This window comes from Gilliamella sp. GillExp13 (genome assembly GCF_001690815.1).
GTDB lineage: Bacteria > Pseudomonadota > Gammaproteobacteria > Enterobacterales > Orbaceae > Gilliamella > Gilliamella bombi.
In genome coordinates, this window is the sequence record NZ_LZHJ01000024.1 from 1 (window position 1) to 15,029 (window position 15,029).

At 33.2% G+C, this 15,029-nt stretch carries 11 protein-coding genes and 4 pseudogenes; 5 read left to right on the forward strand and 10 right to left on the reverse strand.

What is annotated here, in order from left to right:
• The 4 genes from A9G37_RS01915 to frdD form a co-directional block, all read left to right on the forward strand.
• On the forward strand, positions 1-455 hold a 455-nt coding region (locus tag A9G37_RS01915; RefSeq protein ID WP_141671010.1), incomplete at its 5' end, for an IS30 family transposase.
• Positions 456-1,064: 609 nt separating this feature from the next.
• Positions 1,065-1,415 (forward strand): hypothetical protein, encoded by a 351-nt coding sequence (locus A9G37_RS01920; protein WP_065574489.1) that lies wholly within the window; start codon positions 1,065-1,067, stop codon positions 1,413-1,415.
• 272 nt (positions 1,416-1,687) lie between these two features.
• On the forward strand, positions 1,688-2,083 hold the full coding sequence (locus A9G37_RS01925; protein WP_065574464.1) for a hypothetical protein: 396 nt from the start codon (positions 1,688-1,690) through the stop codon (positions 2,081-2,083).
• Positions 2,084-2,097: 14 nt separating this feature from the next.
• A complete protein-coding gene (frdD, locus tag A9G37_RS01930; protein ID WP_065560802.1) occupies positions 2,098-2,454 on the forward strand; it encodes a fumarate reductase subunit FrdD in 357 nt (118 codons plus the stop codon).
• 83 nt (positions 2,455-2,537) lie between these two features.
• On the opposite strand, the gene A9G37_RS01935 is transcribed toward frdD, so the two are convergent.
• The 10 genes and pseudogenes from A9G37_RS01935 to A9G37_RS13415 all read right to left on the reverse strand — a co-directional run bounded on the left by A9G37_RS01935 (position 2,538) and on the right by A9G37_RS13415 (position 13,861).
• Positions 2,538-3,401 (reverse strand): hypothetical protein, encoded by an 864-nt coding sequence (locus A9G37_RS01935; RefSeq protein WP_065574465.1) that lies wholly within the window; start codon positions 3,399-3,401, stop codon positions 2,538-2,540.
• 247 nt (positions 3,402-3,648) lie between these two features.
• A pseudogene (gene yejF / locus A9G37_RS01940) lies at positions 3,649-5,232 on the reverse strand (microcin C ABC transporter ATP-binding protein YejF); the annotation flags it as partial.
• On the reverse strand, positions 5,229-6,260 hold the full coding sequence (locus A9G37_RS01945; protein ID WP_034910222.1) for an ABC transporter permease: 1,032 nt from the start codon (positions 6,258-6,260) through the stop codon (positions 5,229-5,231). The pseudogene yejF and the gene A9G37_RS01945, both read right to left, overlap by 4 nt.
• Positions 6,260-7,348, reverse strand: coding sequence for a microcin C ABC transporter permease YejB (locus A9G37_RS01950; protein WP_065574467.1), 1,089 nt, complete (start codon positions 7,346-7,348; stop codon positions 6,260-6,262). The genes A9G37_RS01945 and A9G37_RS01950 overlap by 1 nt, the downstream gene beginning before the upstream one ends.
• Position 7,349: 1 nt before the next feature.
• A complete protein-coding gene (locus A9G37_RS01955; protein WP_081297612.1) occupies positions 7,350-9,320 on the reverse strand; it encodes an extracellular solute-binding protein in 1,971 nt (656 codons plus the stop codon).
• Between the two features lie 383 nt (positions 9,321-9,703).
• On the reverse strand, positions 9,704-9,928 hold the full coding sequence (locus A9G37_RS12715) for a helix-hairpin-helix domain-containing protein (protein WP_176701841.1): 225 nt from the start codon (positions 9,926-9,928) through the stop codon (positions 9,704-9,706).
• A gap of 226 nt (positions 9,929-10,154) precedes the next feature.
• Positions 10,155-10,466: pseudogene (locus A9G37_RS01965) on the reverse strand (PTS sugar transporter subunit IIA); the annotation flags it as partial.
• A gap of 184 nt (positions 10,467-10,650) precedes the next feature.
• Positions 10,651-12,066 carry a PTS fructose transporter subunit IIC gene (locus tag A9G37_RS01970; RefSeq protein WP_065574470.1) on the reverse strand — a complete coding sequence of 472 codons (1,416 nt, stop codon included), beginning with the start codon at positions 12,064-12,066 and terminating at the stop codon, positions 10,651-10,653.
• An 11-nt stretch (positions 12,067-12,077) separates the two neighbouring features.
• Positions 12,078-12,997 (reverse strand): annotated as a pseudogene (gene pfkB / locus A9G37_RS13410) (1-phosphofructokinase).
• Positions 12,998-13,008: 11 nt separating this feature from the next.
• A pseudogene (locus A9G37_RS13415) lies at positions 13,009-13,861 on the reverse strand (tagatose bisphosphate family class II aldolase).
• Positions 13,862-14,206: 345 nt separating this feature from the next.
• Between A9G37_RS13415 and A9G37_RS01985 the strand changes: the two are divergent.
• Complete coding sequence (locus tag A9G37_RS01985; RefSeq protein ID WP_065574471.1) at positions 14,207-15,028, forward strand: DeoR/GlpR family DNA-binding transcription regulator; 822 nt, start codon at positions 14,207-14,209, stop codon at positions 15,026-15,028.
• Position 15,029 lies beyond the last annotated feature (1 nt).

Consider the following 15,029-nt stretch of genomic DNA (forward strand, 5'->3'; position numbering starts at 1 on the left):
CGATTATTAGCCGTAAAGACAAGCAAGCATTGGTGACATTAGTTGAACGCAAAACAGGGCTAGTATTAATTGGGCGCCTCAATCAACGTACCGCCTCCGAAACGAGAGATATGATAATAAAATTGCTAACGCCGTTTAAAAAAATGATTAAAAGCATCACCTTTGATAATGGAACCGAATTTAATTATCATCATGCTATTGAGCATTATTTAAACACCATCGTGTACTTTGCGGAGCCTTATAAAAGCTGGCAAAGAGGCACAAATGAAAACACCAATGGCTTAATACGTCAGTTTATACCTAAGTCAGCGGCCATTTCAGTAGTTGACGACAAACAGATAAAGAAAATACAATATCTATTGAACACACGCCCAAGAAAACGGCATAAGTTTAAAAGCCCTGCCGATTTTTATTCTAAGGAGCTAAGAAGAATTGCACTTCATGGTGTAATCTAGGTCAGGAAAAAATAGCTTAATAAATAAAAACAATTAATTATTAATATTAAGTTGATAATACGGTTAAATTATATAAAGCAATTTCAGGTGAAACATCTTATGATGTTTTTAGAGGATTATTTCAATCATGAAGTGTGAATAGCTCAATTCTTTTTTACAAATAATTGATAAAAATTTGGATATATAATTGATTTTATTGTTTTCATTTGTGTTAATAAAGATCCTATATATCAATAAAACAGAGATCACATTAATGTTGTTTTTGGCGTACTTTTGTTTAGCATATGATATATTAAAACTCTTTATGATTTGCTTTTAGAATAACGACATAGAGCAAATTAACACTTATGACAATAAAGTAACAATAATTGCCTTGATACCACTAAAACCGATGTAAAGGCCCTTTTATAATTTCATTAATTTGCATTATAAAAATACCTTGTTAAAATAAACCCGAAGCAAATTAAAGCATTATTCAAAAACGATATAATATTATTATTTTTAATTTATAAAAATATGGCTGGTTTGTATGATTCTGGAATTTAAAAATTATAAAAATGATCTCTTAAATTAAAGTACAATAAAAGATAAATATTAAGAATGGGTTTTATGGCTAATTTTCTAAAAAAAACATTTGGGGCATTAACTCTAGGTTATTTGATACGACAATATCTATTTTGTTTAATATTTGTTGTACCGCTTTTTTGTTTAATCATGTTTAAGTTTAAAAATCCTGAAAGTATATATTTAGGTATATGTATTTTAATACAATGGGGATTATATCCATATTCTAGATTTGTTTATGAAGGTGTTGTGAATTACATAGTTGGGGATAATTTATTTATTGTACGAACAGAATTGTTCTTAATAGTAAAAATATGGACAATGGCGCTGTGTTTTGGTTTTGCTTGGTTACTTGCTCCACTAGGTTTATTATATTTATATTTTCGATCGCCTTAGTTAGATGGATTTACCTTGCTATGCATTATTAAAAATATAAGTAATATAGCAATGATAATTCTGATACTTACTTTATATTGGGCTTTCTTTTTTATCCAAGCATGACTACTCACTAAAATTAGACGTACTTTTTTATAGTATTGCTGTATTAAAAGGTTATATTATGAATTGTTATAAGTTAGCAAGATAAAGCAGATTAACACTTGTAATAACCAAGTAAAAAACTACCAAACTATTACTAGCATAAAACACAATGCTACCAAGAGAGATTTATGAATCAACAAAATACCAATAATTGCCTTGATACGACTCAAACCGATGTAAAACGCTCTTTTATAATTTCAATTATGCATAAATTAGTTCCTTTTTCGATGATTTGGGTAAGTTTAGTTTTAATGTATGGCGTAATATGTATGTACACTAACACTGTTGGACAAGATGAGTTTTACCGTTTTATCTTCTTTTTACGTAGCCCTTTTGTTGTGGTGCTTAATTGTATTGCATTATTTATTAGTGTTTACCATTCAATAGTTTGGTTTAATTTAATACCCAAAGCTTTACCTTGCACAACATTTAATAAAAAATCTAACGCATTATTACTGATTGCGGGACTGTGGATGGTGATGCTAACTGTTTCGATTTTTTTATTTTTATTTGTATTGAAGTGAGTGGTATTGAATTAATGAAAAATCAACAAATTCAAGTTAAAAATACTGATGGAAAAGTCATAAAAGGATTATTTGCTTTAGGCGGTACATGGGCTGCAATTTTTTTACCAGTTGTGCTTGTCATTTTGGCATTTATTATTCCTTTTGGCGATGCAATAACACGTTCTTATATTCTTAAAATAGCCAATAAAGAAATTGGTAAAGTTTTTTTATTTTTGATGATTTCATTACCTATCTGGTGTGGATTACAACAAATTTTATCCATTTTACACGAGCGTAAAATCTATCCTAAACGTGAAAAATTACTGACGTTTGGATTAGCATTAGCATGGACATTACATGCTATTTATATATTGTTTATTCGAATGTAAGAGATATTTTTTTGAATTGTAAGAACAACGGCAAAAATACACAAAACGTTATCAATCAAATCACGTTTTGTGTATTTTATAGACTAATAATAAGTAAGTTCTCGGGTAATAGTTGCCTGCCTATCACTTTGATTACTTTTAACTTTAATTGCTGTTAGCCAATCATTTTTTTCATTAAAGGTTGAAAAATTAGTTACATAATGAGCCACTTCTTTGCCTGATGATAAATAAGTAGCTTCAATGGTTGTTAATCGATGATGACCATTATCATATTGATACGAAAAATCACTCTCATTTTTCATATTATTACTAAATTGATACAACACTTTGGTTAGCTGTTGCTCTTGATATCTAAATGTATAAATTGAAGCCCCTTTTTGTTCTTTACCTGTATAGTTACCATTCTCATCAGTTTCTTTAAGTAGCCATTGTACATTTTTATTGATAAGACAATTATTACTGTCGTATACATAAGTATCTGTTTCAAAAAAGACAAAATCGGTAGCTTTTTTAGTTTGCTGTGATACGACAATTTTGCCTTGTTCATCGGTATTAAATTGGATAATGCTGTTAGTTTTATCTTCTACATCTTCAATGATATTTTCCCAACCAGATTTATTTTTTTGTAGGTGTTCCGAGTAAATACGGGTATTTTTATCTGAATAAAGATCATAATGGCTTTGTGTGATAAGTCCGTTAGAAGCATATTCTAGTTTGTGCTTAGCTGTAGAGCTGTTAGTATCCGTTCCCAATTTGGTAGTTGAAGTCCGAATCTCTTGTTTAATATTTCTTACTGGTGAGTCAATATAATCGAGGATTTGAAAGATATAGTTATTTGCCTCAACTGTATTCTGAGTAGGATTATCACTACAGGTTATCGCCATGGCATTTATTGGAATTATTGATAAGCAAGGGGTTAATAAAAAAGGTAGTATTCGTTTTTGCATAATAAACCTGCTAAATAAATTGATATATTGACTTATTAACAATGGTTTATATTATAAACCATTGTTAAATTATTGCGTTGCATATTTATTTTCTACGCATTAACAGGGCATTTTCCCAACTGACCTCTCTATCTTTTCTCTTATCTCGCTGTAGATCTTGTTGAGATTCATCCTTATGAGTAAATTGCTCTGTTTTGTCAATTTTATCTTTATGTATCATAGTGTTACTTTTCTTTCGAGGTGGCTTATCTAAAAATGAAAGTAATGCTTTTGTATATTCATCTTCAGGAGAATAGAAGATCTTCTCACGTGAGCCTTGCTCAATAATACTACCATCTTTCATAACAACCACTTGGTGACACATAGTGTAAACCAACGCTAAATCATGGCTAATAAACAAATAACTAAGCTGATGCTTTTCTTGCAATGATTTCAGTAAATTAATAATTTGTTTTTGAATAGTATGATCCAACGATGAAGTAGGTTCGTCTAAAATCAATAATTCTGGTTGTAAAATTAACGCGCGAGCAATCGCTATTCTTTGACGCTGACCGCCAGAAAACTCAGTTGGGTAGCGATAACGCATTTCAGGATCAAGGCCAACTTCTTGCATAATATCGATTACCGCTTGTTCACGCTGAACTTTGTTTAATTTTTTATGAGTCATTAATCCTTCACTAATAATTTGCTCAACATTGAGGCGAGGATTAAGCGAAGAGAACGGATCTTGAAATACTACTTGGATACGGCTTCGAAATGGTAACAGTTTTTTACCTGTTAGATTTTGTATCGGATGGCTATCAAATAAAATATCACCTTGCGATTTAATTAGCCGTAAAATTGCTAATGCTGTAGTGCTTTTCCCCGATCCTGACTCACCTACAATACCAACCGTTTCACCTTGGTGTACAGCAAACCCAATATTGTTGATAATTTTCTTCTTTTGGCTGCTAAATAAACGTTTTTTGGTAATGACTTCAACATTAAGGTGATTAACATTAAGTAATATTCCAGGTGAATCGGGCAATGGTACAGGTTCACCTTTTGGCTCTGAATTCAATAGTGTTTGAGTATATTCATGCTGTGGACGTAAAAAGACACGCTGTTTATTATTGTATTCAATAATTTGGCCCTGTTGCATAACAGCCACTTTATCAGCAAGCTTTTTAACAATACCAAGGTTATGCGAAATAAAAAGCATACTCATATTGAGTTCTTTCTTTAACTCTTTTAGTAACTGAATAATTTGTGCCTGTACAGATACATCTAGTGCTGTTGTCGGTTCGTCAGCAATAAGTAACTTTGGATGCGTTAATATTGCCATAGCAATCATTACTCGCTGCCTTTCGCCACCAGATAGTTGATGAGGATAAGCTGATAATTTACTTTTTGGTTCCTTAATGCCTACACGATCAAGGTATTGTAAAATTTCGCCACGAGCTTGATTACGCTTCATTCCTCGATGTAACGCCAGCACTTCATAAAGTTGCTTTTCAACTGTATGTAGAGGATTTAATGACACCATCGGTTCTTGGAAGATCATGCTAATTTTATTGCCACGAACTTTACGAAGTTCTTTATCTGGCGCATGTAATAATGATTTTCCTTCAAACAAAATATCGCCAGTTGAGTATACCACTTGTTCTTTACGTAGTAGTCGTAAAATTGATAATGCGGTAATGCTTTTTCCTGAACCTGACTCCCCCACTAACGCAAGTGTTTCTTGCTCATTAATATCAAAACTAACATTACTTACTACTTGCGATAGTAAATGCGTACTTCGTTTAAATGCAACACTTAAATCCTGAACGGATAATAAAGGAGAACTCATTGATATACTCCTTTGTTTGGATCGAACGCATCTCTTACTGCTTCACCAATAAATATAAGCAATGAAAGGAGCGTTGCAATAATTAAAAATGAACTAATCCCTAGCCAAGGCGCTTGCAAATTATTTTTACCTTGTAGTAATAATCGTCCTAGTGATGGCGAATCAATCGGTAAACCAAAACCTAAAAAATCTAGCGCTGTTAGTGTTGTTATCGAGCCACAAAGTATAAAAGGTAAAAAGGTTAATGTTGCCACCATGGCATTAGGCAAGATATGACGAAACATAATTTTAGTATCACTAACTCCCATTGCTTTAGCTGCACGAATATAATCAAAATTGCGAGTACGCAAAAATTCAGTACGCACAACACCTACTAAAGCCATCCAACCAAATAATACGGTAATACCTAATAACCACCAAAAATTAAGCGGTAAAATACTGGCTAACAGAATAATAACAAATAGCTCTGGTAACCCACTCCATATTTCTATGAAACGTTGACCGATTAGATCAATTTTACCTCCATAATAGCCTTGTATAGCCCCAAAAATGACACCAATAATTGAAGTGAAAATCGTCAAGAAAATCGCAAAAAACATAGATATGCGAAAACCATATAAAATATTGGCTAATACATCGAAACCTGCATCGGTGGTGCCTAACCAATGTGATGCCGAAGGCGGCGTTGGAAACGTGTTTGATGTATCATAAATTAATGTATTGTAGCTATAACGAAATGGCGCCCATAAAATCCAGCCATTAGCTTCTATTTTATTTTGTACAGCAGGATCAAGAAAGTTGGTTTGCGTGGCTAATTGTCCACCAAATTCCGTTTCTGGATAAAAATGAAAAATCGGCGAATAGTAATTATCCTGATATTTAATAAAAATTGGTCTATCGTTAACAATAAAATCAGCAAATAAGCTAATCACAAAACAGATCATAAATAACCAAAGTGAATAATAACCACGACGATTCTGTTTAAATCGTTGCCAACGCTGTTGATTAATAGAGTAATGGGTGGTCATTAGTTGCGAGCCTCAAAGTCAATACGTGGGTCAATCATCATATAAGATAAATCAGATAATAATTTAGTAATAAGGCTGATTAATGTAAAGATATACAATGAACCAAAAATCACCGGGTAATCACGTTGTATAATTGCCTCATATCCCAATAGCCCAAGTCCATTAAGCGAAAAGATAATTTCAATCAATAATGAACCTGTAAATAAAATACCAACAAAAGCCGCAGGAAAACCCGATACAATCAGTAATGTTGCATTGCGAAAAACATGTTTATATAAAATTTTTCTTTCACTTAATCCTTTAGCACGTGCGGTTATTACATATTGTTTGCGGATTTCATCTAAAAATGAATTTTTAGTTAGCATGGTGAGGGATGCAAAACCGCCAATGACCATTGCGATAGTAGGTAAACAGATGTGCCATGCGTAGTCTTTTATTTTGCCCCAAAAATCGAGTTGATCAAAATGGTTTGATATTAGCCCACGTAGAGGAAAAATATCCCAATAACTACCACCAGCAAATAATACAATAAATAAAACTGCCAATAAAAAAGCAGGTATTGCATAACCAATAATAATTAATGTACTTGACCAAAAATCAAATGCAGAACCATCTTTCACTGCTTTGCGAATGCCTAACGGGATTGAAATGAGATAAACAATCAAAGTACTCCATAATCCCAATGAAATTGAAACAGGTAAACTTTTGGCAATTAAACCTAGTACTGATTCACTTTTAAAGAAACTATTACCAAAATCAAATAATATATATTTCTTTAGTGTTTCGATATAACGTTCAAATATCGGTTTATCAAAGCCGTACTGCTTTTCTATCATTGCGACAACTTGGGGATCAAGACCACGTGAACCTCGATAATTTGATTCATTTTTATACTGCTGCACTGACGCAGATGAGCTACCGCTCCCTGGCAATAGCCCTTGCCCTGCTTGCGGTCCGTTTTCAATCATAGCAAGCGCCTGATCAACGGGTCCACCTGGCGCAACTTGTACAATAAAAAAGTTGATAGTTAAAATCACAAACAATGTTGGAATAATCAGCAACAGTCGACGAATAAGGTAATTGATCATATTAATGTTCCCGATTTTTAGGTAGGCTAGCTGCTTTGTTTGCATCATACCACCAACTATCAACACCGATTGCATAAGTAGGTTGTATAGCTGGTTGCCCAAATTTATTCCAGTATGCATAATATGTTTTACTGTTATACCACATTGGAATCATTGGATATTCTTGCGTTAAAATCCGATCAAGCGCTCGTCCTAGCGGGACTAACTCTTCTTGATTATCCACATGTTTGGTGATTTCAGCAATAATGGCATCAATAGCCTTATTATGCAAACCCGAAGCATTCCATGATGAGTTAAGATACTCGCTGCCCCAAAGCACTAGCAAATTAGAGCTTGGGTAATTTACGGCATAATAATCACGTGCAACCATATCATAATCACGTTCACGAACACGTCGTAATTGTTGTGCTGAATCTAGCAAGGTAATATTCATGGTGATCCCTAAACGTGCTAAATTTTGTTGAAAGGGAATGGCATATTTAATATCACTACCAAGGTAACTGATCAGTTCAAATTCAAATGGTTGCTGTGTTTTAGTGTTAATCAGCTTACCGTCTTTAACTTCCCAGCCAGCTTGTTTTAGTAATTCTGCTGCCTTTAATAAATTATTACGATTAAAACCCTGACCATCACTTTTGGGCACATAATAGGCATTACCGAAAGCACGCTTTGGAATAATATCTTTATAAGCATTAAGCCATTTTAATTCTTGCTCGCTAGGTATGCCAGTTGCTGCATAAATGGTATTTTCAAAAAAGCTATAAGGTCTTTTGTAACTGTCATAATAAAAGGCATGATTTAGCCATTCAAAATCAAATGCCAAGGTAATGGCTTCACGAACTTTAATATCTTTAAATAGATCTTTTTGTAAATTAAACGCAAGCCATCTAGTGTCGGTAGCTGTTTGAACTGGTTTTTCTTGTTTAATAATATGGTTAGAATCAAAATATCTACCTTGATATTGAGTAAACCAGTTTTTAGGTTGATCTTCAGCACGCAAATCATATTCGCCTGCTTTAAAGGCTTCTAGCGAAACGTTATCATCCATATAATAATCAATACGTTTTTCGTCAAAATTATCTAAGCCTTTATTAATAGGTAAATTACGTGCCCAATAATTCGGATTACGTCGATAAACAACATATTGCCCTAATTTATATTCGCTAATGTAGTATGGACCACTACCAACTGGTGGTGTAGTTAATGGTTCAGAAAGATCATGATCTTTCCAAAAATGTTTCGGCATAACTCGCATACTACCAACGAATGAAAGGAGTTTTTCCCGATCGGAATCGGGAATATCAACACGCACATGGTGATCATCTATTGCCTTAACTGTAATGCCTTTATTATAAACACGATACTGAGGCACACCTTCGGTCATAAATTTGTGAAAGGTAAACTCAACATCATGGGCAGTTATTGGTTTCTCATCTTGAAAACGAGCGTTGGAATTAATAGTAACCTCAGCCCAACGATAACTATCAGAAAAAGTTATTGATGTCGCAATAAGTGGATAAAAACTGGTAATATCATCAGCCGTATTGGTAAAAAGCGTGTCATATAACGCCCCCGAATTTCGCTCTGGTGCTCCACGGCTAGCATAGCGATTCAAATTATCAAAAGAGCCAACTTCAGCCAGTTTAATCACTCCACCTTTAGGTGCATTAGGATTTACATAATCAACATGTTGGAAGTCAACATGATACTTTGGTTGACCTGAAAGTGAAAAGATGGTTTTGTGGTAAATTACCTCACGTTTTTCAGTAGGAATAACGATATCAATTTGTTTATCCTGAGATGATTGAACAGGAATATTAACATCGGTTTCTTCCTCAGTTTGAGGTGAAATTGTTTGCGGTAAAATTTGTTGTTCTTCATCGGCAAAAGCAGGTGCAGAACAAATGGCTATACCACTTAGGCAACTCAAGATGAATAATATTTTTATAGGTTGTTTAATTCGACTAATCATCCTAATCCCGTTCCTGCTTTTATTTAACAATAACATGTTTATATTACTTTTTATTTATTATTAACAAATTCAAATCATTTAAGACAATCATCATCGCCTAGCTAGGGTGTCTATTTTGCCAAACTTCAACTAAATGAGCAAAAACTAATTAATAAAGTTTATATAAAATGATAATGTTAGCGAAAAGCATACCGTTATTTTTAGATTAAACAAGCTATATTGAATCAATTATACATTTTATATTTTTCAATATGACTAACTATACCTACATAAATTGGAATATATAGACAGCTATCTTTTTGTTAAAAAGTTTCAGGTAACTATACGTTTCAGTATAAATATCTTGAAAATAGATAAGAAATCAAAAAATCGATTATCATTGTTTAATTGAAAAGTTGGATGTACTTACCACCCATAAAAGGAATATTACGTATTGTTAAACTCAAAAAATGAGTTATTACCGTTTTTGCTTGATGTCTGTTTTTCCAACAAGTTGAACCTGATAATAACGTACTTTTGTTAAGGATTTCATCTAAACTAGCATTACACAATTTATCGAAAGAATCGAAGTTCATCTTTTCAAGTCTTTCAATAATTTTGGCACCCACGAATTTAAGCTCCATCAACTGTTGTCGTTCTGTTTCTGAAAAGGCAATATTATTACCATTACGTTATATTAAATATGCTTTTAAAATAATGTGCTTTTGTAGCTTTTTTATGTAGGCGCCTGTTAACATTTTATAGGAATAATGCTTTGTTATTAATAGTTTTTATCGAGATAATTTCATAACAACATTTTTATGTCTTTTCTTTTTATTACAAAATCAAGATCTTTTAATTACCTTGAAGAATTGCTAATAAATCCTCCGAAGTTTTAACTGCGTGAATTCGTATTAGCGTATCTTCAGCAATCACTGCTCGAGTTAGTTGACGTAAAATATCTAAATGTTCATTGGTTTTTGCAGCAATACCAATGACAACATAAGCTATATTATTATCTTCATCCCAATTAATTCCTTCAGGATAATATATGATTTTGAATCCAGTTTGGATAACACTATCACGTTTTTCCGTTGTGCCGTGTGGAATGGCGATTCCGTTACCTAAAAAAGTCGAAATTTGTTTATCACGATCAAACATTGCTTGGGTATAGTCAGTCTTTGACTAACTTAGCTTGGATCATCTTTTCTGATACGTCTTTAATTGCTTCTTTTTTAGAATAGGATCCAGTTATGATATGAAATATCATGTACTGTCAAATTTAATGTGCTCATTTCTATTCCTTACTAAATTGAATATACCGAAATAAATCGGTATATTTCTTGATTGATTAAACTGATTTTTTGGCAACTAATTGTCGATTTTGATGAATACGTACTAAACCTAATAATATAGCGCCAACTAGTGCTCCTACGAAGATACAGCCTACCCATAAAAATGGTTTATTAACCAATGGCAGAACTAAAAATCCTCCATGTGGCGCTGGCACTTGAATTTGACATATGAATGTCAATACTGATGCAATTGCAGAAGATAACATCATAATTGGAATTACTCGCAAAGGATCCTTAGCCGCAAATGGGATTGCTCCTTCTGTAATATGTGTCGAACCTAAAACATAGTTAACAAGTCCAGCAGCACGTTCTTCTTCTGTGAAAGCTTTGCTGCGGAAAATAGTAGTAGAGAATGCAATAACAAAGGGTGGTACTATACAAGCAGCAGACACACCTGCCATGAAATAGAAATTTCCTTCACCTAACAACATAGTGCCAGTAACATACGCTGCTTTATTAACAGGACCACCAAAGTCAAACGAACACATTGCTCCAATAACAATACCGAGTAAAACAGGATTTGCAGATTGTAATGATTCAAGGAAAGATTTCATTTCATTATTAATACTTGCAATTGGACCACCAAGTAAAAACATACCTGCACCGATAACAAATACACCAATTAATGGCATAATAAAAATCGATTTAAGTCCTTCAAATGAACGAGGTAATCTATCTAACATTTTTTTGACATAAAGCATTAAATAGCCTGCTGCAAAGCCAGCTATAATTCCGCCTAAGAATCCTGCACCGGTAATGTTGGCAATTAAGCCACCAACAAAACCAGCCACCATGCCAGGTTTCCCGCTTATTGAATAGGCAATAAATCCAGTAAAGATTGGTACCATTATGCCAAATGCTTGCCCACCTATTTTCATTAACAATGCAGCAAATTCATTATATTGGGCATTATTAGGGTCGGCGGAATAGATTCCCCATAAAAATGATAAAGCAATTAGTACTCCACCTGCGACAACAAATGGTAGCATGTTTGACACACCACTCATTAGGTGTTTATAGATTTGGCGTCCAATCGATTCTTTTACTTCTACTTGGTTTGATGAAACTGTGTTATTAGTGCTATTTTGTGCGCCTTTACGAACAGGAACTGTACCTGACATAATTTTTTCGATTAGTGCTGCAGCCTTATGGATACCGTCTTTAACGAGTACTTCAATCACGGGTAAACCATTAAAGCGATCTGGATTGACATCTTTATCTACTGCAATAATAACTCCAAGTGCATTGGCAATATCAGCATCAGTAATGGCGTTATCAATACCACCTGCACCATTTGTTTCCACTTTTATGTCGACTCCAGCCTTTTGGGCCGCTGATTTTAAGGCCTCTTCAGCCATATAAGTATGCGCGATACCGGTTGGGCAGCCTGTAGCGGCTAATATTTTTTTCATAACAATCTCCTTTACTTGATTAGGGTAACTTCAAGTTGATCCATATAGATATTGATTTTATTCAGTAAACCTAATCCGTCTGATTCTGCAACGTTAGCACCTGTTGCTGATGCCTTTTTTATAGCTTTTTCAATATGTTGTTGTTCAAGTAGCCATTCACTAAGAAAGGCGGCTAGTGACGCATCACCAGCACAAGCCGAGCTAATTAATTTGATTTTTACAGCATTGCAAAACCAAATATTTGTCCCATTAGAAAAGTAAAGCCCTTTAGCGCCCATGGTTAATAAAATATTTCTCGCTCCTTGTGCATGAATATTTTCTAGTGCAGCAATGACTTGTGATTTTGTTTTCGTTTCAAAGCCAAAAATCTCTTTTACTTCATCATCATTAGGTTTAATTAATAGTGGTTTATAGGAGAGTAAATCACCTAATTTTGGGTGACTAATATCAAGGATAACTTGAATATTTTTTTGTTGCATAAATTTAAAATAGCCTCGTAATATTCAGATTCAATATTATTTGGCAAGCTACCACTGATGACTAAATAACTATTGTTAACCAGTGATTCAATAATAGTTAGCATTTCTGTTTTTTTATCATTAGGTATAAACGGACCTTTACTGACTAATTTATATTCGTTTTCATTATCATTGATAAAAACATTAATACGCGTGATATCATCAATAAAACAGGGTTTTGTCTTGACCTGTATTTTCGTTAGTTCATCAATAATATATTTACCAGAAAATCCACCAAAGAATCCTAATGCACAAGTGGGGCTATCAAATTTATGCAATACGATTGAAACATTGACTCCTTTTCCATTCGGGCTATATTCAGTATGAGAGGTTCGATTAACTGCATTAGGGGTAAGCCCTTGACAATGAATATTCATATCGATTGCAGTGTTAAGTGTTAATGTATAGATCATCATCTTGGCCTCTATAATTTGCCTGCACATCCACATGTTGTAATAATTTTTTTGACAATGTCTTTCATTGCTGCTTTTGCAGGTTTCATATAATGGCGGGGATCATTGGCATCGGGATGTTCAATAAAGTATTGTTTTAATGCATCTGAAAATGCAATTTTTAATTCTGTCGCAACATTTACTTTACAAATTCCACGCTTAATACACTCACGCACGTCTTTCTCTGGAACACCCGAAGCGCCATGTAATACGAGAGGAATATCAACCATAGAGCGAATTTCTGATAGACGATCAAAATCCAGTTTTGGCTCTGATTTATAAAGACCATGTGCTGTACCAATGGCGATAGCGAGGGAGTCAATTCCTGTTTTTTCAATAAAATCTAAAGCTTGTTTTGGATTAGTATATAAAGCATCTTTATCATTAACGATTAAATCATCTTCAACGCCACCAAGGCGACCTAATTCAGCTTCAACACTAACATCGTAGCGGTGAGCATATCAACTACTTGTTTGACAATGGCGATATTTTCTTCATATGGAAAATGGGAGCCACAATCATTACCGATCTTACTCCTGCATTAATTTTATTGATGATGTCGTTATATTCTTCGTGATGATCTAAATGAACAGCTAATGGAATGTTATGTTTTTTTGACAAAGCATTTGCTATAGCAAGTATATTTTCTGTTTCTGCATAACTGTATGTACCAGATGTACCAGCCAAAATAACGGGCGATTGTAATTCTGTTGCTGTTTCAACAACGACCTGCATAGTTTCTAAGTTATGGATATTAAAGGCAGGCACAGCATAATGTTCTTTTTGAGCCTTTTTTAGCATGTTGTTACTTGAAATAATAGTCATATAACTTCTCCTTAATAATCTAATTCACTTTGTATTATGTTAATAATTTTTGTTTTGAAAATTATTTCCATTAATTATGATTTCAAAACGAAAGTTTTGCTAGTAATAATCGCGTGAGTTAGATCACAAAAATTAACATTACTTTTAAAACGAAATAAAAAAGATTGATAAATTTTCGTTTTGATAGTTAACATGTATATGTGAAACGCTGTGGGATAAAAAATGCTAATTATTAATGGTATGATTTATAATATAAAATTCTAATCATAGTTTGATGTTGACCTAATATATGATTAATTCTATTATCACTATCCTTAATTTTTATCTATGGCGTAGGAAATAAAATTGGCTAGAGCATCTTCAGGTTTATTAAAACGACGATTACAAATTGCAGAAATTGTTCGTAAGCAAGGTGAAGTTAAAGTTGATGAATTATCTGAATTGCTTCAGGTCTCAAATGTGACTATTCGTCAAGATTTGACTTATTTAGAGCAGCAAGGATATTTAAAGCGTTCTTTTGGTGGTGCAATTTATGTTACCCCTGAAGGTGTGTTTAATCAGCTAAGTGTTAATACACCAAGTTATATACAAAGTAATAGTTGTGATATTGAATTAGTTAAAACCTGTTTAAGTTATATTAGTGATGGCGATATATTGTTTTTAAGCCATGGAAATTTGATAAGAAAGTTTATTCCGTTTTTACATTGCAAAAAATCATTAATACTTATTATGAATGACATTAGCAATGCACAATTAGCGAAAGAGTTTACCGATGCTGAAGTAGTGCTTGTTGGTGGAGCCGTACTGGAAGGGAATCTTTTGTTAGATAACAAAATGATCAATTTTATTTTGAACCAATTTTCTATATCGCATTTTGTTATCGAATTAAGTTCAATCAATACTGATAATCAATTGATTATTGAAAGTTTAGAACAGGTTAGAATTTATCAACAAATAATGAAAAAAGCAGCACATACAATTGGCATATTACCGCAACGTATTATTCATAATAATGATAATAGTATTGGAACTTTAGTTGATATTGATATGGTGATGTTATCAAGATCTGCTGTAACCGAGTATCATCAACAATTATTAGATGCTAATTTTGAGCAGCTTATTTCAAATAAATATTGTGTAACTTATCAAAACAAATTGGAGACATAAT

Bases quoted from the DNA above. Each gene is read 5' to 3' on its own strand.
- A9G37_RS01920 (WP_065574489.1), top strand. From the start codon at position 1,065: ATGGCTAATTTTCTAAAAAAAACATTTGGGGCATTAACTCTAGGTTAT.
- A9G37_RS01925 (WP_065574464.1), top strand. From the start codon at position 1,688: ATGAATCAACAAAATACCAATAATTGCCTTGATACGACTCAAACCGAT.
- frdD (WP_065560802.1), top strand. From the start codon at position 2,098: ATGAAAAATCAACAAATTCAAGTTAAAAATACTGATGGAAAAGTCATA.
- A9G37_RS01935 (WP_065574465.1), bottom strand. From the start codon at position 3,401: ATGCAAAAACGAATACTACCTTTTTTATTAACCCCTTGCTTATCAATA.
- A9G37_RS01945 (WP_034910222.1), bottom strand. From the start codon at position 6,260: ATGACCACCCATTACTCTATTAATCAACAGCGTTGGCAACGATTTAAA.
- A9G37_RS01950 (WP_065574467.1), bottom strand. From the start codon at position 7,348: ATGATCAATTACCTTATTCGTCGACTGTTGCTGATTATTCCAACATTG.
- A9G37_RS01955 (WP_081297612.1), bottom strand. From the start codon at position 9,320: ATGATTAGTCGAATTAAACAACCTATAAAAATATTATTCATCTTGAGT.
- A9G37_RS01970 (WP_065574470.1), bottom strand. From the start codon at position 12,066: ATGAAAAAAATATTAGCCGCTACAGGCTGCCCAACCGGTATCGCGCAT.